8 protein-coding genes are annotated in these 22,171 nt (G+C 55.9%); 5 read left to right on the forward strand and 3 right to left on the reverse strand.

What is annotated here, in order from left to right:
• The coding region (locus AC3WQN_RS21225) for an RHS repeat domain-containing protein (protein WP_492589252.1) at nt 1–4,622 on the reverse strand (4,622 nt) is incomplete at its 3' end.
• 77 nt (nt 4,623–4,699) lie between these two features.
• Nucleotides 4,700–5,344 carry a hypothetical protein gene (locus tag AC3WQN_RS21230; RefSeq protein ID WP_146038404.1) on the reverse strand — a complete coding sequence of 215 codons (645 nt, stop codon included), beginning with the start codon at nt 5,342–5,344 and terminating at the stop codon, nt 4,700–4,702.
• A gap of 103 nt (nt 5,345–5,447) precedes the next feature.
• On the opposite strand from AC3WQN_RS21230, the gene AC3WQN_RS21235 reads away from it, so the two are divergent.
• The 5 genes from AC3WQN_RS21235 to AC3WQN_RS21255 all read left to right on the forward strand — a co-directional run bounded on the left by AC3WQN_RS21235 (nt 5,448) and on the right by AC3WQN_RS21255 (nt 21,357).
• Nucleotides 5,448–7,235 (forward strand): hypothetical protein, encoded by a 1,788-nt coding sequence (locus tag AC3WQN_RS21235; RefSeq protein ID WP_103402237.1) that lies wholly within the window; start codon nt 5,448–5,450, stop codon nt 7,233–7,235.
• 50 nt (nt 7,236–7,285) lie between these two features.
• Nucleotides 7,286–9,694: an Ig-like domain-containing protein gene (locus AC3WQN_RS21240; RefSeq protein ID WP_146038405.1), complete on the forward strand. Its 2,409-nt coding sequence runs from the start codon at nt 7,286–7,288 to the stop codon at nt 9,692–9,694.
• A 21-nt stretch (nt 9,695–9,715) separates the two neighbouring features.
• Nucleotides 9,716–13,117 (forward strand): hypothetical protein, encoded by a 3,402-nt coding sequence (locus AC3WQN_RS21245; protein ID WP_103402239.1) that lies wholly within the window; start codon nt 9,716–9,718, stop codon nt 13,115–13,117.
• A gap of 99 nt (nt 13,118–13,216) precedes the next feature.
• A complete protein-coding gene (locus AC3WQN_RS21250) occupies nt 13,217–16,597 on the forward strand; it encodes a hypothetical protein (RefSeq protein WP_103402240.1) in 3,381 nt (1,126 codons plus the stop codon).
• Nucleotides 16,598–16,680: 83 nt separating this feature from the next.
• Nucleotides 16,681–21,357 carry an RHS repeat-associated core domain-containing protein gene (locus AC3WQN_RS21255; RefSeq protein ID WP_492589254.1) on the forward strand — a complete coding sequence of 1,559 codons (4,677 nt, stop codon included), beginning with the start codon at nt 16,681–16,683 and terminating at the stop codon, nt 21,355–21,357.
• Nucleotides 21,358–21,432: 75 nt separating this feature from the next.
• On the opposite strand, the gene AC3WQN_RS21260 is transcribed toward AC3WQN_RS21255, so the two are convergent.
• A complete protein-coding gene (locus AC3WQN_RS21260) occupies nt 21,433–22,167 on the reverse strand; it encodes a response regulator (RefSeq protein WP_103402013.1) in 735 nt (244 codons plus the stop codon).
• Nucleotides 22,168–22,171: the final 4 nt, after the last annotated feature.

The raw sequence follows: 22,171 nt of genomic DNA on the forward strand, positions 1-22,171 counted from the left end.
CAGGCCGACCTGGTAAAGCATGGCCTGCCTAACGGCAGGCCGTTACCGGCCCGCACACAAAATATCTGACAGTCCCGTTTAAGGCGTTTGAACGCTGGTTGATCAGTAAAGAGATTAGCGCCACTCTTGAACGTCGCCTTCCCAAGGCTTCCTAACATCGGCGCGACCCCCACCATACTTGCACTCCCAGATATTGAACTGGCTCTACTCAGAGCTGGACTCTTCGTCACCGCCGCGCCTACACCTGTTGCAACACTCGTGCTGTCTCCCACGGCACCGACTACCGTCAGTCCGGCCATCACCTTTTTAATCAAGGGGACACCCACGGTACCGAGCGCTTTGATCGAGCCCGGCAAGGCGATAATAGCGAGCGCGGCAAACACTACCATGATGGCCAGCGTAGCGATCTGGAGACCATTCACACTGGATCTCATCGACTCATAAGCGTACTGCTTCAAGGCTTCATGACCCGTCGGGTCGCGATGGTTGATGGGGTCACTCAAGCCATACAGGTACGGGTTGATCCCGCCAGTACCGAAGGGGCTGAACGAGTCGGGGCTGTGGAAGCGACGCAGGTGCGGGTTGTAGGCCCGGTAGCCTTTGCCCAGCAAGTACCAGCCATGCTGCTCTTCGCGTACTTCACCGTTGTAGCCCAGCGCGCTGAGCATGGGTTCGTCACTGTGGCGTTCGCCGTAAGCGTCATACACCGCCCTGCGCAGGGTGTCGCCCTGGCTTTCGCCCAGGACACTGTGCTTGGCATCGGTGAGGAACAACAGCGTCAGGCTGTCGTCGCCAACGGTTTGCTGGCCCACTGGCTGATCGTCGCCATAGAAGTAATTGATGCGGGTTTCACCCTGTCGGGTACTGCTCAGGCGATCATCCTGATAAAACCGCAAGGTTTCGCTGTCGGTGCCGTGTTTGACCCCCAGCAACTGGTCATGGCCGTCGTAGCGGTAACGGCTGATCGCGTTCCCCGTCATTTCCTTGACCGCGAGCAGGCGGCCCTGGGTGTCATAGTGCAGGGAATGCCCTCGCTCGTCGGTTTGCAGATGACCATCGGCGTCATAGTGCAAATGGATACCCAGAGGAAACTCCTTGAGATAATCGGCATGCGTGTGGGTGACTTTCACCAATTGGCAGGGGTCGTTCGGGGCGAACTCACTCAAGGCTTCATCCGAACGGCCATCCTTGAAGGTGGTCCAGGCGTGGGTAATGTTATCCAGTGCATCGAACGCGAACAGCTGATCGACGATTGCATTGCCGTATCGGTCCCTGGGCAACAACTCACCCGTACATTGATAATGTTCGAGACGTCCTCGGGCATCGTAGGTGAAGGTTTCCAGGAGCAGGGGGCGGTTGCCTTCGTACACGTGGCGGGTCGCCAGTTTGCTGTCGGGGCGATAGGTCTGCAGTAACGTCTGACTCGGATGCCCACTCAAGGCCAGCGTACGCTGGCTCTCCCGACCCTGCTCGTCGTACACCCAGTCAGTCAGCAGGACACTGCCGGCGTGCAGGTCCTCGCTGCGGGTCGATTGCAACTGTCCCAGGCTGTTGTAACTGAAAGTGGTCTGCAATTGACCCTGGCGCATACTCTCAACCCTGCCTTGCAGATCATAGGCATAGGTGGTGATCAAGCCGTCGTACTCCGTACGGCTCACCGGCAGTCCCCGGGGGGAGCTGGTATAGCGGGTTTCCTTGAGGGTAATGTCGGCCTCGATCCAGCGTTCACCGAGCAGGCGTCCGCTCTTGTCGTGGTCAAACACATACTCGCCCTGGTCGTTCCGCGAGCGCAGCAATTGGGCGCTGTGGCGATCATAGGTGAAGTTGACGTGTTCATCCTCCGCAATGATGGCCGTGGGCTGGTCGGTCAGGCCCAACTGGTATTCGTAGGCAATCTCCCGGCCTTTGGCGGTGATGTGCTTGCAGGCCTGCAAGTTCCCGCCCTGGTACTCATAACGCAGGGTACGCGGGCCTACGTTCAGGCATGTCAGGCGATCAAGGCCGTCGAATACCTGCTCGCCGGCGAGCACTGTGTCGGTGACGCCACCGTTCGGGCTCAGGGTCAGGCTCACGACCAGCTCAGCCGGGGAATGCTCGGCATAGTGCCGGGTTATGAGCGTCCCATCGGGCAGGGTGGTGGTGGACAATCTCGACAAGGGGTCGTACGCGAACAAGGTGGGTTCACCCATTTCGTCATACTGTTTAACGCAATTGCCCACGCCGTCATAAAAGTACTCACGTTCGCTGACGGTTTTTTGTTGACCATCGAGCTGTTGAACCTTGACCGGTTTTTCAAACAGATTGGTGGTGGTCAGCGTCCGTTCACTTAGGCGGGGTGGGGTATCGTCGCTTTCCAGCCACGTGCGTTGCTCAAGCGTGATCGGGTCGTTCTGGGTGACGCTGATGACGCCGTTCGACTCGGTGACACGATGCTCCTGGCCCCAGTCGTCGTAGCGGTAGCGGGTGGTCAGTGCGCGTTCCTCCAACAGCCCGTCGTGCTCCCACCAGTCATACGCCGTATCCTGGCTCAACTGACCGCGGGCATTGTAGCGAGCGCTGTAGGTCCGTATGACCCGCTGCGGGTCGTCAGGGTCGCTGCCTATCAGTTCCTCTTTTACCACCCGATTAAATCCGTCGAGCAGGGTTCGGGTCTGTACGCCCTTGACGTCCGTAAAGTGTTGCTCGGCCTGCTGCCCCAGCTTGTTGACGAGCGTATAGCTATAGATGCGGCTGGCCGCATAGTCGCTGCCCTCTGCCACGGTGTTATGAGTTACCCGGCCCAGCAGGTCATACTGGTTGGCGACTTTCACACCGCTGTCATCATGATCGAGCAGTGCTGCCGCGGTGAACAGCGAGTGCTCCGAGGTGGTGCTCTTCTGCACGCCGTCGAAGCCGGTCAGAGTACTTACCGTACGCTGGACAGGTTCACCATTGCGCGCATGACGGGCCTGGCTGTACTGGTAAACCGTGGTGGTGGTCTTGCCGTTGAGGGTGACCTCGTCGCGCAGCTTGCGCCCGTGTTCGAAGGGGTTGTTCGGCGCGTCGATGTAGCTGAAGGCTGTGCGTTGCAGAGGTGGTTGGTTGTTGCGGTTGAGCTCTGTCAGGGTTTCAACGGCCAATGCCAGCCAGGTACCGCGGCCTTCCAACCCCTGATAACCGGCATAGCGGTATTGGATTTGCAGCTGCGGGGCCGCGCCGTACTCGGACGGGGCCGGGGTCACGGTCATGCTCTTGAGGCTGCGCACGAAGCCCTGCGGGTCTCGCGGGCACAGCACGTTGCTATTTTCATCCTTCTCGCCCTCGGCCTTGTACCAGGTACTGGTCTCGGTCACGCCCGTGGCGTTGACCTGGACCAGCAGGTTGCCGAAGTCGTCATAGGTGGTGGTCACCGTTTCCGTGCGTTTATGGGCCGGGTTGCTTTTGCTGTACCAGGTCTGGCTCGCGGTTTCCGGCAACTGGCAGTACGCCGGCTGGTGTTCGAACTCGGTGTCCGGTTTCAGGTGGTAGAGCGTGTCGTTGCGCAGCACGTTGTCGTTTTGCGTGGTTTCTTCAACCGTCATCAGGTGAAAGCGGTTGAAGGTGCGGCTGATGCTACGGATCGCCGTGTCGCTGTTGACGTCCCACAGCGACTCGATGCTGCTGTAGACATAGCTGTCCGAGGCCCGGTAAAGGTTGTCCAGGCCGTCATCGCGCCAGACCACGTCGCTGCCATACCCCAGGAAGTTGTGGTGATCGGCCGGGTAGCTGTAGCGGGTGACGACGATGGCCTCTGGCTCGGTTCCGGGGTCGTTGTGATGGGTGTCGACCCGGGCCAGGGTACGGCCCTCGGCACCGGGAAAGTAATGCGGGATCTGGGCGTAGGTGATGGTCTCGACGCCGCCCACCGGGGTTTCCACACGCTTGATGCGCAGTCCGCCGTCGGGCTGCAGGTCGTAGCAGAAACGCCAGGAGGCCTTTTCCTCGGTGGGCAGTTCGATCCGGGTCACCCAGCGATTGGTGCCCATTTGCAGGGTGAACAGCGCTTCGTAAAGGGTGCCGGGGTGCAGGCGCAGGAACAGCTTGTCCCGCGCCTCGGCCTGCTCGAGCCTGAGCAACGCGGAGCCGTCGGCATTGTCGATGGCGACCAGGCGGCGACCGCGGCCTTCAATGTCGTAGTAGAGGGTGACGACGTGCCCCTGGGCCGTACGCATCTGGCAGGGCAGGGCTATTCTGTCGGCTCCGCCTTCGCGGAGGATCTCCTCCAGGCCGGACTTGTGCACCACGCGATAGAAGCCGCCGCCGTCGTTGAAGAAATGGAAGCTGTCGAGTTTTTTCTCGCGGATATCCGGCTGCCCACCGCTGCCGGTGACCTTGAAGGTCTCGCCGGTGCTCAGCGAAAGGATCTGGTTGGCCGGGTTGTACTGCGACAACTGCAGGTCCCAGCCCAGGCCGAAGCCGCTGTCGGTGGGGTTCAGCGGGCTGAAGCGCAGGAGCAGCGGGATGTCCGGGCCACACAGGTTGTTGGCCTTGAGTGGTGGCAGGTTGAGGGTGCAGGTGTACTGGCCGGTGCGAGGGTCGGTGCCGGTGCTGACATGGCTCAGAAAATTGAATGCGTTGGAGTGTAATGAGGTGGAAGCGGTCATGGTGCTCTCCGCAAACCGGCCGGAACACCTTGGCCGATAGAGTAATCATGAGGAATAGAGGCGCGGCCAGGTTCTGGTTACTTGCTATCGGGCACGGCTGAACGAACGATTCGCACACATCCCAGCAGATCTCGTGGATCCCTCAAGGAGTGATTTTTCTCCATTCTCAGCGTGGTACCTGGCAGCAGTTGCCCGACCGGGGTGGGTACCATCGATTTGATAGGGATTGACAGGTCTGTGGTGGTCGGGTTCTTGACCGATTTCAACGTATAGATAAAAACCTGATTATCCCTGTCGCTGCAGTTTTCATCGTCGTAGAGTGTGAATGTACTGGCGGAGGGAATGCCGATAACTTTGACCCGGGTAACGTCGTCCCACTTTCCTTTGCAATTGTTTTCGTCATACCTGAATGAGTAAGTACCACTGACAAAAGTGAGTGAACATTGAAGCTTGCCGTCTCCGCCGCCGCCACCTTCGGGTTCTTGGAAAAACTGAATAATTCCATCTGGATAGGCTGAAATTTCTGTCGAAGAATTAACAGCTGAAGAAGTTTGTGCAGTGGCCGGGCCTGAGCAAATGCACGCGACTATTAGTGTGGCTCCGGTAATGCTGTTTCTTATTGATAACATAACGATAAACCTCTTTCGCAAGTGGTTGGCCACGTCATCGTACGGTGGCGGGATGGCTTGTATTTTCACCGTTACACTAGCAGCAAAAAGCATTCGTACAACCTAGCAGTTCTGCTAGTTCCCAGTGCCAGGAAACAAGCGTAAAAACGGTTCAACGTTAACAAGCAGGTTTCCTGAGTCACGGGAGTGTTGTGTTATGAGCAGTCGTCCACCTGCACCGGTTATTCCTGTTTATTTGAAGAATAACGCCATTGATCCTGATGAGCTGGGCAGCGCCGATCTGATCACCTACGCCGGCTATGATGGTCCAATCGATGGTGATTTGCTTTACCCTTCGTGGTGGGGGCGTGGTGCCGAAGGTGAGGCAGTCGACTACGGCAACGGGGGTGTTCTGCCTATTCATTATGACAGCGCTATTGCTGATCCGACGCTTGGCATGCCGATGGAGATTGAGAACTCTCTGGTGCGCAGGCTGGTCAATGGAGAAGTCTTTTACTCCTACTTGTTGGAGCGAATGCCTGGCGAGAAAGTAGAGTCATCGCGGATATTTTTTCGTGTCGGGAAACCAGACGCTCTGTCGGCACCGCAAGTAAAGGAATCCCATGACGAACAACTTGACCCGGATTTTCCGGTGTCGAGTCTTACCCTGGTAGCCTCCCCTTATCGGGCCATGGCCGCGGGTGATGTTGTGACACTTCGTTGGCAAGGAGAGCGCCAGGACGGTACCCAACTCCCCGCCATAACTCGTATGCTGCGGATAACGAATACTCATGTAGGAAAGGTCATGAGTTGGTTGATTTCACGAACCGAGGCGGTAAAAGTCCGAGGTGGGAAAGTCAGCCTGAGTTATACCATCAACTATGTGGCACCCACGTTGAAACCCACCGCTGTTTCGGCTTCCCGACAATTATTGATTACCCCCCCAGGCACGCGTCGGCTTGAGCAACCACGGATTAAAAATTTCTCAGGGAATGAGCTGGATCCCAGCGCTTTTCCACAAGGGATTACGTTATTGATCCCGCCGTGGCCCGGTCTGCGCAGTGGTGATTGGCTGGTGGTGTACGGTATTGGAAATCGGGAGGACCGAACTGTTATCAGGCACCAACAAATAGATATGTCCAGCCTTGATACGGGGAAAATCGAAGTATTGCTTGAGCATGGATGGCTTCAGGCGAATAACGGCCTGCCGGTTTCAATCAGTTATCAGTTCCTTCGAGCCGATGCCAGTGGTGCATCCGACATATTGCTACTGGATGTACTAGTGCCAATGAACCTGACCATAGTCGTTGTCGAGGGCGTTGAATTGGGGGACACCACCGTACACGGAAAGTTGGATACTCAATTTTTTGCGTCCACCGGTGTCACTGTCAACGTCCCGGGCTCAGTCAGTTTACCTAACGACGCCACGGTGAGAATGTGGTGGGAAGGCTTCGGTGAACTGGTTGAGGCTGATCCCGTGGTAGGCCAGCCGAAAAAGTTCAAGGTTCCTGCCCAGGCGATACCGGCAAACATTGACCGGATCGTAGAAATTTATTACAGCGTCAGGAAAAAGGACACTCATCCTGAAATACCTGATTCCCAATCTCAACGCTACAAGTTGGGGGTGCTGAAAATCCCTCAGATTAGGTTGGGCACCCTGGTTTGTGAAAAAGCCAGTACAGGCAACCCCGGTACCCTCAAACGCTCCGACGTACCCGAGTCGGGGGTCCAGGTTTACTTTAATCCGGCGAAGTGGATTTATCTCGCGGATACGCAATACATCGAGATGTGGCTGACTGGTGTTAGTGGTGTAAATGAAACAATCATCGAACGTCGCAGAGTAACGTCCACAGAAGTGAGTGCGGGTGTTCGCGGGCGATTACTGCCCAAGCACTTGGCCCCGCTGGAGCTCAATAAGGACTTCACGATCCATTTTATTGTCAGCTTCGATGAAAATGAATCGGATACGCCCTTCAGGTCACTGCCATTGAGGCTGCAAGCTTGAACGCGGATGAGCGGAATTAACGAATGTCGTGAAGTTCAAGGGGAATGGAAATGGCTAATTACACGGTACAAGAGTTGCTAGCCTGGATGGACGGGAAATCCAAAACCTACGGTTGGGATGCAATTGTTGCTTATGATCGACGCAAAACCAATACATTGTTGCACCAGCAATATGTTGAGCGGTTCAATAGCGAAAGTTATATCCCGTCAATCACCATCGGGCTCTCCTCCAGTGTTTATACAACAGAATATTTATACGGCTTGAAACTCAGTGTTCCAAAGTTGTCCTTTGCCAATGCCAACCTGAGCTCATCCCGGGCTGATCTGACCATGGATATGGTCGGCGGGTTGATTGTAACCAAACTCGCGGCGGCCGGCCTGCCGCCGCGAGTTGACAGTATCAAGCAAGTACTGCCCCTTGGCGGTCCGCAATTGACCATGACCTTGCCACTGGAAAACACGCAAGGCACGGTTAATGAACGGCAAGTCACATTGAACATTGCCGCGGGAGAGGACTTCAGGGCAAATTTTGTGATCGGTGACCTCGCGCAGGAAACTGTCGGCCTGATGTTCAAAACCCTCTTTCAAAGTCTTACCCCTAAACAGAAAATCTTTTCACTGGGTGGTCTCAGCGGTGAATTGAATGATGTCCTGACACCTGAAAGCTTTCAAATCCGCACCATGGCGAGCCCATCGGGGGACCGCAAAGCTGATGTGGATTATGGTAATGGGGGGGTGTTGATGTTCATCCAGTTTAAAGGAGGATCCGTTGGCGATATCCCTCCGATGCCGCAGCCGGGTAATCCTGATGGATTCAGGTACCCGATTCCGCGGGCTGATGGGCTCAATAATTATTCCGGGACGATGTTGCTGTCGAGCCAGGTATTGTTCAAAAAGATACTTTCTCCTTATCTGACCAAGACTATAGGAAAGGGGCTGGCGTATAAAGTGGATCCGTCGACCTCCGATCGTGCGAGTACGCTGGAAGCGATATCCGGAACGACGGATGATACTTGGTCATTTTATTTCAAATGCCTGACGACTCCGGGCGGCCAGCCTTCGAATCTTCGATGCAGCGTGACCAATTTCAGAATTCCTCTTTCTTATCAAGCCTCCAACGATGTAGGACATCGGGTATATGCGCAGAACAGCTGGCTCACGATAAGCTGGAATGGTTCGTTGGTTTCCACGTTCAGGCCCTTTCCGGAAAATCAATATTGGACAGACGTTTACTTTGACTTGAATTTCACGGGCACCCTCCAGTTACAAGCCAAAATTGAGGGAGAACGAGGGATTGTAAAGCTAACGCCCAATAGTTTTCCCACATTCCCGGTTCACGTGAATCCTCACGATGCGAACGATATGCCCTGGAACCGGGACCTGAAAGAAGTTAGTCAAAGCCAGATTTCTGCCAAGACCATTGCCAATGTCTGGGGCACTTTAAACTCAATCGATATTCCGGGCATCGACACCTTTCTGGCGCGTAATCTCTTGTTTAATGGTCATGACGCCCTTCAGTTGTTAAATGCGCACGTACCGGGCGATCTTGCCATGTTCGGCCATATCGACCCGGTCCGGACCAGCATGACCCTGACCCCATCCCAATCGTTGATCGAAGCCGGGAAAGAGCAGCAGTTCGATGTGTATGGAGACGGGATATCGAACATTCTCTGGAGTGTCCAGGATACCGATGGCGACATCGTGGATGTTGGTACTATCAGCGCTAGCGGGTTGTATCGGGCCCCTGCGCTCAGTGCCCTGGGTAAAGGTTATGTCACGGTATTGATAACGGCTGAGGGCAGCCAGAATAATCAACCTGTCAAGGCCTCGGCGCTGGTATCGATCATCGACGGCACCATTGCGGTAAATCCGATTTTTCAGGTGCTCGCCCCTGGACATGAGACCTCATTCAGTGCCAGTACCATAGACGGCAGTGCTCCAGAGTGGACATTGTTAAAGCCTGAACTGGGTGCGACGTTGACGCCAGACCCAGTCAACCCCCATCACCGTACCTTTAAGGCCGGACCAAAGGGCAGCGATGCATTTACCCTCGATATGATTCAGGTTCAAGCGACAAACGGATCACCGAAAGTATTGAAGATACTGGTTCCTAACTTCTCAACTGCGTTGATGCTTAAAGTGGCTGACTCAAGTAATCCGGCGTCCGGTGAAGTAAAACTGCAGGTGCTGATAAATGACGAGGTACTCGATCCGGAGGAGTACACACTAACGTTGTTGGATGGTGGTGGGGAGTTGGATGTGAGGACGGGCATTTACAAAGAGCCGGCTTCTGATAAAACAAGCTTTGCCATTATCACTGCTCGTATTGGTCGGGGCTCTCTCGGACACTATGGATTTCTTGCTTTGCTGTTACCGCTCAGTCGCTATTCCAATACGCCGCGTATGTTTGATGAGCACAACCCATCAGCTGCCTGGGGCGATGCTGGCGAGAGCAACTAATTATCTGCTGGAGCATATCGTATGTTGGATCAATCATTTGCCGGCCTGTGCCGCCGGATGCAAGGTAAGTCGATTACCCGTGGCTGGGATGCAATCGTCACGATGAACAGGACCAAAGTAAATGCGCTGCTCGAGCAGCAATACATTGCCCGGTTCAACAAGAACAGTTTCGTAGAAAGAATCTCTGGCGAGCATCCCATCGACAGCGCGGGTTATGCGGTCCTGGAGTTGAGCGGATTGTTGTTAAGTCACCCGCGGTTGTCATTCGAGAACGCGACACTGGCCAATTCTCGGGCGCGATTAACCTTTGATGTTGAAGCCGGAACAGTGAATCAGCGGCTGGATGTTCCTGGTTATCCTGCGCGTGTTACTTCCAGCTTCGTGGTGACTCCACAGCAGGGTTACACAGTATCCGCAGACATCGACCTGCGTAAAACCACGGGCATTGTCGAGAAACAAGGGCGGGTGATTATCGACCTGGAGGACGCTGTCAACTTCACCAGTAACCTGGTGGAAGGCGATATGGCGCAGGCGGCGCTCGGGCAATTTTTCCATCGGCTTTACACCAGCTACCCTCCGGAAATCAGGGTCTATGAATTGGGCATGCTGGATTTTGACGACGATGACCTGCTGGTGCCGCGTGAGTTCGAAATCAGGACCCAGAAGGCACCGGGTGGTGACGATGTGTCATCCGACAGTTACCAGGACGGTGCGGTGGTACTGTTTGTCCGTACTCGCAACAACCCGACCAACGGGTCGGTGCCAGTAAATGAGAGTGATTTTGATTATTATATTCCGGATGACCGTCATCCTGGTACAGGCGAGTCTATTTATTCCGGGTCGTTGGTGTTGGCGAGCAGGGTGGTATTTGATTGGTTCATCGAACCCTATTTGATGAATGCGATTTCCACTAACTTGCGACTTCGATCCGATGTGCAATCCAATGATGTCGCGCGGTCATTGCGGGCCGTGGCGGGTGGTTTTCATTTGGAGGACTTTTTGCATAAGCACACGTGGGGGGCGGGCACCAAGATCACCTCGGCAGTCTGGAATGACGGTCCTTTCACTATTCCATTTCACAATCAGTCAGCCGCTTCGGCGCTCAGGTTTTCGACAAGCGCAGACTCCATGTTCGAGTGTACATGGCGAGGTAATCAGCCCATTCCCCTGTGGTTTGAAGACCGTAACCTGTTCGGTATTGGCGACAAGAGTTACGGTTATTTCGGTTTCGCCAAGCCTCAGTTGAGTATCAAGCTAAAGTCTGTCGTCAATACTGCCGAGGACACAGTGTCATTCCTGCGCGAGGTGTATCAATACAGTTTTAGCGGTGAGTGGCTAGCCCCTGATTACAGTAATGATACGCCAACGTGGATATTTAATCGTACGGGCGAATTACTAACCGCGGAAGTCGAAAGGCACATGGAAGCATTCAAATCCATGGTCCTTCCCGATATCAACGTCTTCCACCTCAACCATCTACTCTTCCCCGAACAAAACGCCCTGCTGCTGACCGAAGCCGCATTGCCCGGCGACCTGTTCCTGGCCGGTCATATCGACCCGAAACATACATCCTTCACCCTCGAGCCGCTGTTCGGTCGGGTGAAAGTCGGTGAAACCCTGAAGTTCGAAATTAAACAGCTGGCATCGCAAACGCGAGCCATCACCTGGCGCGTGCGCGGCATCGATGGCAGTCGCTCGACGGGGGAAATCAGCGATGACGGTTGGTTCACCGCCCCCGATGCCGGGCTGATGGAAGGGTTGGCGGTGCGCAATGTAGTCACGGCGTCCTATCGGGATGTCGAGACCGGGGAACTGCGTGAAGCGTCGGCGTTGGTGGTGATTGTCGTCGAGCCCATGACCGTGACGCCATCAATGCTCACTATTGATGTGAACAACGCAGACCCCGTGTCGCTCAAGGTATCCGTCTTGAAGGATGAGGAGTTGAAGTGGACAGCGCACGGTCCGGGGGACCTGGTTGTGGCAGGTTACAACGCTACGTACACGCCACCGTCGACAATCAGCGAATCTTTATTGCCCATCGAGATCGAGGTGACAGGCCTCGTCAGCGGTAACAGGGTGGTGGCCTCCATAATATTGCTCAAGGGAGCTTTCACCTTGCCAGTCAAACCGGGTTTTCATCCGGGACTGCCGACGAAAGCATCCATGCAATTGCGGGTGGATAACGACGAGGTAGAACCTGACGAGGTTGCCTGGTGTGTGGTTGCCGGCGAGGGTACTGTCGACCCGTGCACGGGGGAGTTCAAGGCGCCCGGCCAGATACGTTCACCCTATGCGGTCGTACAGGCAACCATCGGTAGCGGTGCATTGGCACACAAAGGGTACGGCATCATCCATTTATCCGACTACGCCAGAGCACCACGCTGGAACAGATTGCAAAGTTTCACCTTGACCACCGACTCGCTCTCGACCCGGGTACTGAGCAACGGGATGCAACAAGTCAATGTCGTTGTCGAGGTCAAGCCCGAGAGTGGCTCCGATGGGGTTCCCGTCGAGATTACCGATGAAGAATGGGAAAGCATTCGCCTGGTCACAAAAGCCTGGGCTCCGCTCAAGCAAGTAAGCAAAGACGGCGTGCCCCCCAAGCCCGAGGACTCAAGTATTTCATGGGACCCTTGGGGTTACAGCAATACAAGAAACGAGTTTCGGCAGTATCAAGGCACAACGGACGAGCCATCGATTGCAGGAGAAGGGCGCGTTCGGAGCGGTCGTAGCAGAACTTTCTATGTCCATACGCGTGCCGATACAAAATTGGAGATTGCCGCTTACATGCGAGGTGATAACGGCTTGCCGTACTACTCGAATGAAAACGGCGGTTCGGTAGCGGACAAGCGGCTTATCGAGATTACACCACTACCACCGACCAATTATGCGGACAGTTTCTACACCATGACCCCTGTTCGTGTGGCGGGTGGGCAACACAACGACGACGACCTGGATACCATTGACTATTACACCCTTAAATTAGAGCTGCGCGATAGCTTGATCAGGTTGAAAACCATCGAGTTCGAGTCAGCGAAAAGTACGGTTCAGTGGGAGAGCCGACAGTTCGAGGAAGGCGTCTGCAGTTTTACCGGTTATGCCCAGGCAGGGAGTAATACATTGAACTTTGATCCCCTGTTGTATGCCAGGATGCCGGATCCACCCGCACCCGGGGAAGGCGAAGTGGACAAGCGAATCAGACCCGAGAAGGTATTGAAACCAGGTTATTCAGTCCCCGAAGGGATGTTTTTAGTCAGCCTGCATCGCTGTCAGTACTGGAACTTCGACCTGGGCTGTGAGCCCGATTATACCAGCGGCTTGAAGTTGAGGTTGCATGACATTGATGGCAACAGGCATGCGGTCAAAATAGACTTCAAGTCCAATACCGATCGCAATGAACTGGTGGCTGTAAAAGACAGTTGAGTCCCTGGTTGCCAGTGTATCTGATTGCCGTACATATCGATTGCCGGGAAGTGGCCACGGGCAGCGTTGCCTGTACCACGTCTCAACAGGAGCATGAACATGTTGGATCAGTCGTTTATCGGTCTTTGCGAGCGTATGCAGGGCAAGTCTGTTACTCGTGGCTGGGATGCCATCGTCACGATGAACAGGACCAAGGTCAATGCGTTGCTTGAACAGCAATATATCTCCAGGTTGAAACGGGATAGTTTTCTCAAGAAAATATTCGGCGAGGTCAAGATAACGCCGAACGGTTATGCCATGCTCGATTTCACCGGCCTGGTGTTGAGCCAGCCACGTCTGTCATTCGAGAATGCGACGCTGAGCAACTCGCGTGCGCGACTGACGATGGAGGTCGAGTCAGGAACGGTATCCCAGCGCGTGAATGTACCCGGATGGCCTTCGCGGGTGACCGAGAGTTTCAACGTTACACCGCAACACGGGTTCAAGGTCTACGCGGATATCGATCTGTTTGCCTCGAGCGGCACGGTCGAGGAACAGGGGCGGGTCATCCTTGACTTGGGCAACGCCGTCAATTTCAGCAGTAACCTGGTCGATGAGGCGCTGGCCCAGGAAGCACTCGGGGCGTTCTTTGCGCGTCTGTACCGGGCACTGCCGGCGGAAGACAGGGTCTATGAACTGGGGACGCTGGACTTCAACGACGACGATCTGTTGGTGCCACGAGAGTTTGCAATCCGGACCCAGATGGCCCCGGGCGGCAACGACGTATTGTCCGACAGCTACCTGGACGGTGCGGTGGTGCTGTTTATCCGTACCCGTAACAACCCTACCAATGGGTCGTTGCCAGTGGACGGCAGTAATTTCCCCTATCTGATTCCCGATGACCGTGATCCTCAGACCGGCGTGGCTATTTATTCCGGGTCGTTGGTGTTGGCGAGTCGGGTGCTGTTTGACTGGTTTGTTGAACCGTATTTGATGAGCACGATTGGCCACAATTTGAGATTCCAACGCGAGAGCTTATCAAATGATGTAGCAAGATCGTTGCGTGCAGTCGCGGGTGGTTTTCCTGTTGATGATGTCTATTACGAATGGGATGAAGGGGCCTGGAATTCGGGCAAAGGCTATGTGAAAAACACCTTGCCATTATCAGTGTTGTTTGCAAGTGATCAACCTGAGAGCGCATTTCGTGTTTTTTCCGCCAGCGGAATACTTGCTTATGAGTGGGTAGTTGATAAGCCAATTCAGTTTTATATCTACGAAGATGTATTGTTTCCTGGATGGCTGCCGTGGGAGGAAGTAGTTGACGGCGCCACCATGCCGAGAATTCGGGTGAAGATCAAAGCGGTCATTTCTGCGGTAGACAACGTCGTAGTATTTGGCACTCAAGTCGGTTCTCAGTTTGATGTCTTTGACAATATTGAAGCGAGGCTAATTCCTTATGTTTCTTATGCATATGTAGTTAGAATACAAAATCTGCTTGGTCCCGTCAGAAGCTCTATCAGAGAGACCTTCAAGGGACTTGAAGCCCCCGCCATCAACATCTTCCACCTCAACCACCTGCTCTTCCCCGAACAGAACGCGCTGCTGCTGACCGAGGCCGCGCTACCCGGCGACCTGTTCCTGGTCGGGCACATCGACCCGAAACATACGGCCTTCACCCTTGAGCCTCTATTCGCCCGGGTCAAAGTCGGTACCAGCCTGCAGTTCGAGGTCAAGCAGCTCACACTGCGAGCGATCCCCATGACCTGGTCGGCGCGCAATATCGATGGTGAGCAAGTCCCGGGCGTGATCAACCAGAATGGCCTGTTCACGGCACCCGATCTTTCGCTGATCAAGGGGCTGGCCGAGCGCTATGTCGTGACGGCTTCCTACACCGGTGATGACGGCTTGCTGCGTGAGGCCTCGGCCATGGTGGCGGTGGTGGTGGAGTCCCTGAACGTTACCCCATCGATTGCCACGCTGGAGTTTTCCGATGCCAAGCCGGTCAGGTTCAGGGCTGCCAACCTGGGCGCCGGACCCTTGCGATGGACCCTGCGCGAACCCTTTGGCACATTGCAGCCCAATGGCGATGAGGCCCTCTATACATTGCCCGATACACCTGGGGAGCAGGCCGGTGGATTGGTGGTGATCGATGTCGAGGATCTTTCCAGCGGTGAAAAGACCAGCGCCTGCATTTTGTGGTTGCGTAGAACCTTCGCCCTGCCAGTCGACCCTGGATTTCACCCGGGTTTGCCGGCCGGGGCCGTAACCCAGTTGCGGGTCGCTGACCGCGATATCGACCCCTATGACCTGGTGTGGGAGGTGCTGGCCGGCGATGGCCAGGTGGACCCGGAGACCGGCCTGTTTACCGCGCCGGACACCATCGAGTCGCCCTACAGCGTGGTGCAGGCGACCTACGGTCGAGGAACACTGGCGCACAGGGGCTACGCCATTATCCACCTGTCCAACTTCGCCAGAGCATCCGATTGGACTGAGCTGAGCTGGATCAAACTCACCTCGAGTTCGAACTCGTTGAGCCTGTATGGCAATGGTTTGCAGCAGGTCAATGTCACGGTTTCGGTCCAGCCCAAAGAGGTCGGAGGCAAACCCGTGAACGTCTCTGAAGAAGAGCTGGCCAGTATCGAGTTGCTGCGCAAGGATGAGAATGGCAAATGGCTGCCACTTGATCGTGTCGGTCCTTCCGGGGTGCCTGAAGGTGGGGGGTGGGCGTACAACCTTGAAGCCAACGATTACGAGCCGTACCCGGTAGTCACGGGCAATCTGCAAGCGGCTGATGGGGCGGTGCCTCACGAGCGCTCCGCGTTGTTTTATGTCCAGTCCCGAGCCGTGGGCACCTTGGAAATTGCCGCATCGTTACGAGGTGATAATGGCATCACCTATTTGTCCAATGGCGTGGGCGACCCCTCAATGCCGGAACGGACGATCACATTGCGCTGCGAAGAGCCAACGGACTTCTCGAGCAGTGTCTATACCTTGATCCCTAAACGGATGGCGGGTACGGATGAAGGCTTTAATCCGGAGTTTGAGAACGATGGCAATGACAAAGACCTGACCACAGTCGATTATTATTTGTTACGCCTGGAACTTGATCGGGTGATTATTCCCATTCAAAAAGTTGAATTCCTGGCGGCGAAGAGCATGGTCCAGTGGGAAAGCCGGCAGTTTGCAGAGGACGTCTGCAGTTTCACCGGTTATGCCTACGCCGGTAGCAGGGAGTTGCATTTCGACCCGCTGTTGTATGCACGCATGCCAGAGTCCATAAGGCCTGATAAAGAAATTGATCGATCATTCGTGATTCCATCTGGTCAGTTCATGCTCAGCCTTCACCGCTGCGAGTACTGGGCATTCGATTTGAATTGCGAGCCGGATTACACGACGGGTCTGGATCTGATTATTCATGATCATTATGGTAATCGCCACCGAGTAAAAATTCATTTCAAAGATGCCAACAGTCGCAACAGTCTGAGAACAGTCAAGTACTGATGTTGATATTTTCAGCACGACGATAGCCGTCGCGTTGAATAGAGTATTGCTAATTGGACTGTCAGTTTATTCAGGAGAACACCATGACCGCGTCTACCTCTTTGCACTCCAATGCATTTAACTTTCTAAGTTATGTCGAAACCGGCACCGACCCTCGCACCGGCCAGTACACCTGCACCCTCAACCTGCCACCGCTCAAGGCCAACAACCTGTGTGGCCCGGACATCCCGTTGCTCTTGCGCTTCAGCCCGCTGAACCCCACCGACAGCGGCTTCGGCCTGGGCTGGGACCTGCAGTTGTCGCAGTACAACCCGGCCAACCAGATCCTTTCGCTGAGCAGCGGCGAGACCTTCAAGGTCACCGGCAGCGGTGGGCAGCCGGATATCCGCGAGAAAAAACTCGACAGCTTCCATTTCTTCAACGACGGCGGCGGCTTCTATCGCGTGGTGCACAAGTCCGGCCTGGAGGAGATCCTCCGCGAAGGCGGAGCCGACAGAATAGCCCTGCCCTGCCAGATGCGTACGGCCCAGGGGCACGTCGTCACCCTCTACTACGACATTGAAGGCCGCGGTCGCCGCCTGGTCGCCATCGACAATGCCGACGGCTCCGCGTTGCTCAGGCTCGAGCAGGCCGAGGCGCGGGACCAGCTGTTCCTGCGCCTGCACCCCGGCACCCTTTACGAAGCGCTGTTCACCCTGCAAATGGGCACCAATCGCTGGGTGACCCGGATCGAACTGCCCACCGAGGAAAAGGCCTCCTGGCGGTTCGACTACGACCTGCAGCCCGACGGCGGACTGCGCATCAAGCGTGTGGAAACCCCGGTGGGCGGCGTCGAGACCATCACCTACGCCCAGATCCCGCATTACTTTCCCGGTGCCGAGGGCCGTACCCTGGCCCGGGTCGACACCCATCACAACGACCCCGGAACCGAGCCAGAGGCCATCGTCGTCACCCGCTACAGCTACCCGGACGATCACCACAACTTCCTGGGGTATGGCAGCGACGTGGTCTGGCGCGATGACGGCCTGGACAACCTTTACCGGGCCTCGGACAGCTATGTCTACAGCAGCATCGAGTCGCTGTGGGACGTCAACAGCGACACGGCGATCCGTAGCATCAGCCGCACCTTCAACCGCTTTCACCTGATGACGGTTGAAGAAACCACGCAAAACGACAACGTGCTGCGCAACGACACGCTCTACCACCTGCAACCGGACACCGAGTTCGAACACCAGCCGGCGTACTGCCAGTTGCCGGAAACCGCGAGCCAGACCTGGTACAGCAAAAGCAACCCGGCCCATAAACGCACGGAAACGGTAACCACCACCTATGACGACTTCGGCAACCTGCTGGTCCAGGTCAACGCCACGGGCGTGACCGAGACCAGTACCTGGTACAAGGCCGAGGGCGAGAAGGATGAAAATAGCAACGTGCTGTGCCCGCGAGACCCGCAGGACTTCGTGCGCAGCCTCAAGAGCATGACCGTGACCCCGGCCCCGTCCGAGTACGGCGCGGCACGGGTACTGCAAACCCAATACCTCTATGCCGGTTATCAGGGGTTGGAAGGCCGCGGTACTTGGCTGGCATTGGCCGTTGAAACCCTGACAGAGCTCAACCGCAGCAAACAACTACCTCTGCAACGCACAGCCTTCAGCTACATCGACGCGCCGAACAACCCCTTCGAACACGGGCGCAAGTTGCGCGACGAAGTCACCTTCAACGGCGAGACTACCACCACGGCTTACCAGTACGGCCCGGAAACTTTTGCCCGGACGGGTGAAGCTGTACTGCGCACCGACAGTGAGACGATCGGTTTTGACGACCAATCGGCACAGTCGGTACGCAAGCGCATTACGCTATTGGACTCCTTGCTCAGCGGTGAGTCGCTGCGTACCCATGACGACACCAATGTTGAAATTGACTACGAGTACGACCTGTTGCGCCGCGTGACCAAGGAAACCGTGGCACCGAATTCAACTCAATACAAAGCCAGCCGAACCTATACCTATACGCTCACCAATGATGTCGGTCAGCGGGCGAAGCAAACCGCCTGTGATGTCAAGGGCGTGGTCACCACCACCGAGCTGGACGGGTTTAACCGGGTGATCGAGGAGTCCCGCCAGGATGCCGATACCCCTGGCTTTGATCGCAATGCAGAACCTCGCAAGATCTACCGGGCGAGCTACAACAATCGGGAGCAGGTGATCCGCGAGACCGTCATCGATTGGGAAGGCCTCAAGGATGTTTCCTTGACCAGCCTCTACAGTTACGACGACTGGGGCGAACAACGCCGGGTGATCCGCCCGGACGCTGTCGAGGAGTACGAGGTCACCGACCCGATCACCCGAACGACCACACAATGGCTGGGTATCAAGGACGAAGAGGGCGAGGACAGGGAGGTCAGGGGGAAAATCGTGACCACCAACAATCTGTTCGACAAACCTGACAGCGTCCGCCGCTACCACCTGGGTGATGACCCTTCCGCTCTTGGTACTCGGTCGTACAGCGAACATGTTTACCACTACGATGGCATGGGGCGAACCGCCGAGGAGTTTGATGCGGTCGGCAACTGGACGACCTATGAATATGATGCGTTCGACCGCATGATCAGAACCCGTTTGCCGGACTACAACGAGGTCGAGCGAGAATACGCAGCCCATAGTCGCGAAGACTTGCCGATCAAGATCAGTGTCAACGGTCGTGTCCTGGGCGAGCAGGCGTTCGATGGTCTGGACCGGATGACCCAGTCCATCACCGGAGGGCGTGTAAGCGTCTACTCCTTCGATCCAGGCCAAACCCAGCCCAAGCGTGTCAAGCGCCCCAGCGGCGTGGAAACCGATTATGTCTACCGGCCGGAACTGGGTGAGGATCCGGAGCAGCGCATCGCGCTCGAGAGTACCGCCATCTATGAGTACGACGCCGAGAATGCGCGTTTGCGTAAAACCGCGGAGGTCGATGCAGACGGCATCACCCATAACCTCGTCCGTGACTATTTCAGCACCGGTGAACTGAAAAGCGAGCGGCGCGAGCAACGACGTGAGGGTGCCGCCGGGGCGTTCGAGAGCTTCGAGATGCATTACGGGTACAGTCGGCTAGCGAGACTGTTGAGCTATACCGATGTTCTGGGACAAACCCAGACTTACACCTACGACGAGGAAAAAAACGCACGGCTGATTGCCACAAGACTGGGCAACACTGAGTCGACCTTTACCTATGACGAAGCAGGCGAACTGACGAAAATCGACACCTGCGATGGCATGCAGAGGCTGATAACCGAGCTTGAGTACGATGACTTCGGCCGCGAGGTGCTGCGTACATTCCATCTGGGTAACGGGATCACCCAGACGCTGAGCCAGACCTACGATGAGGTCGACAGGCTGACTCAGCGTACTCTCGCGCAAAGGGTTGAAGGCGGGGCTGACGAAACCTTGCGTGACGAAATGTACAGTTATGATGAGCGCGGCCGCCTGGTCTTTTATGACTGCAGCGGTAGCCAGCCACCGGTGGACCCTTATGGCAAAGCCATCAAGAGCCAGATGTTCGGTTTCGATGCCCAGGACAATCTGGATTTCGTGGAGACCACATTCGAGGGGGGACGCCATTCGATCTACTTCGAGTACGAAAATGAGCACGACCCTTGCCAACTGACCGGGCTGCGAAATGAACTGAGTCCTCCACGGCCTGGAGATCCGGACTACCCGGACCGGATCGATTTCCCCTATGACGCTGACGGCAATCTGCTGCGGGACGAAGTCGGGCGTTTGCTGGCGTACGACAGCCTGGGTCGTTTGAGCAGCGTCAGCGCCGATACGGCCGACGATTATGACTATGACCCGCTGGACAGGCTGAGCGGCGCCCGCCACGGCGGCACACAGGAACGGCGTTTCTACCGGGGCGATGACCTGGCAAACCGGATTCAAGGCGCTGACAGCAGCACCTTCGTGCGGGCGGACGGGATTGTGCTCGCCGAGCACCAGGCAGGTGCTGACCCAAAGTCCCTGTTGCTGGCCGGTGATGAGAAGAACAGTGTGTTGTGCGAGGTGAGTCAGGATGCGCGCAAGCACCTCAAGTACATGCCTTATGGTTATTGCGCGGATGATGCCCTGGTGAGCAGTTGTCTTGGGTTCAATGGAGAATTGCGGGAGGCACAAACCAATAGTTATTTGTTGGGCAATGGTCATCGGGCATATAGCTCACAACAGATGCGCTTTCAGAGCCCGGATAGATTGAGCCCGTTTGGGAGGGGGGGATGGAATACATATACGTATTGCGGGAACGATCCCATCAACTTTCTGGACGAGACCGGGGGGTATCGCTTCTTGCATTGGCTAGCAAAGCGAATGGGTCTCCCTCCAAAAGCACCAGCAAGTAAAGTGCCCAGGAGTGCGACACCACCCTCACCCGAACCTACCGGTGAGGTAATGGTATCGCGCGCGTATTTGAATAAAAAAGGTAATCGGGACGCTATAAGTCATACGTTGGGAAAGCAACCTGAGATAGCTCCATCTGTACAAGAAAGGTTACATGCAGCTCATGACGAGATTCATCGAGGGGGTAATTTGGCGTTTAACAATCCCTCTTACGTTGGTACGCAACGGACAAGACCACCTATAGATGAAATGTCGTCTTCAACGTCTAGTTCTATTGTGGGCGCGCCGACGTCATCACGGCCACCCGTAACTGCGGAGACAAAAAACATTAGACAAAAAAATAAAAAACCTAACGTGATTTCGAAGGCTATGCAACGACGCTATCAATAGCGTTGACGGAAAGTCTGCTGTTAGCTCCTGTGCTCCACGGCACGGGAGCTGCTTTTTTCTGCATGGCGGTACAGGCTACTCCTTCAACCCACTCACCCGCGCAAACTCCACCAACCCACCGTCATGCACAAGTCCCAACTTGTCCATGGCGGTGCGTTTTTGTCGGCTGATGGTTTTTTCGCTGCGGTTCAATTGCGCGGCGATCTGCCGGCCGGACAGGCCCTGAACAAACAAGCGCACCACTTCCAGTTCCCGTTCGGACAGGTTCACCTGCGGCGCGTCGGCACTGTCGGTCGGCAAGGCCTGGGCCTCGAGAATCCTGGCGAACGTCGGACAGAGATGGCGACGCCCCCTGGCCACGCGTTGTACCGCGCGCCTGAGTTCACTCAACGGGCTGCGTTTATCGAACAGTCCGCAGGCGCCCTGGTTGAGCAACGCCTGCAACAGGGACGGATTGCGCAGCATGGTCATGACGATCAACCGGACATGGCCGAAGTGGCGTCTCACGTAGCCCATCAGCGCCAGGCCATCGGGAAAGTCCCCGTAGGGCATCGCGTAGTCGCTGACCAGGATGTCACAGGGTGTGCGTTCAAGGCGGTCAATCAGCTCTTCGGCGCTGTGGGCCTGGGCGACAATCGCGAACCCGTGGCTGGAGGGGGGGCACAGGGCCATTTCAGCGCCCATCAGCACCACGGGATGGTCATCGGCGAGAATGATGCGTGGTGTGTTCAGCTCGCGGTGTACAGGTGTTTCAAGCTTCTCACCGCAGCGGTTTGGGGCAGTAGTGGACAGCGATTGCGCAGGGTTCATGCGG

The organism is Pseudomonas sp. FW300-N1A1 (genome assembly GCF_058789115.1).

What these genes read in the sequence shown, in the direction of transcription:
- AC3WQN_RS21260 (WP_103402013.1), bottom strand. Translation starts at nt 22,167, where the DNA reads ATGAACCCTGCGCAATCGCTGTCCACTACTGCCCCAAACCGCTGCGGT.
- AC3WQN_RS21235 (WP_103402237.1), top strand. Translation starts at nt 5,448, where the DNA reads ATGAGCAGTCGTCCACCTGCACCGGTTATTCCTGTTTATTTGAAGAAT.
- AC3WQN_RS21245 (WP_103402239.1), top strand. Translation starts at nt 9,716, where the DNA reads ATGTTGGATCAATCATTTGCCGGCCTGTGCCGCCGGATGCAAGGTAAG.
- AC3WQN_RS21255 (WP_492589254.1), top strand. Translation starts at nt 16,681, where the DNA reads ATGACCGCGTCTACCTCTTTGCACTCCAATGCATTTAACTTTCTAAGT.
- AC3WQN_RS21240 (WP_146038405.1), top strand. Translation starts at nt 7,286, where the DNA reads ATGGCTAATTACACGGTACAAGAGTTGCTAGCCTGGATGGACGGGAAA.
- AC3WQN_RS21230 (WP_146038404.1), bottom strand. Translation starts at nt 5,344, where the DNA reads ATGCTTTTTGCTGCTAGTGTAACGGTGAAAATACAAGCCATCCCGCCA.
- AC3WQN_RS21250 (WP_103402240.1), top strand. Translation starts at nt 13,217, where the DNA reads ATGTTGGATCAGTCGTTTATCGGTCTTTGCGAGCGTATGCAGGGCAAG.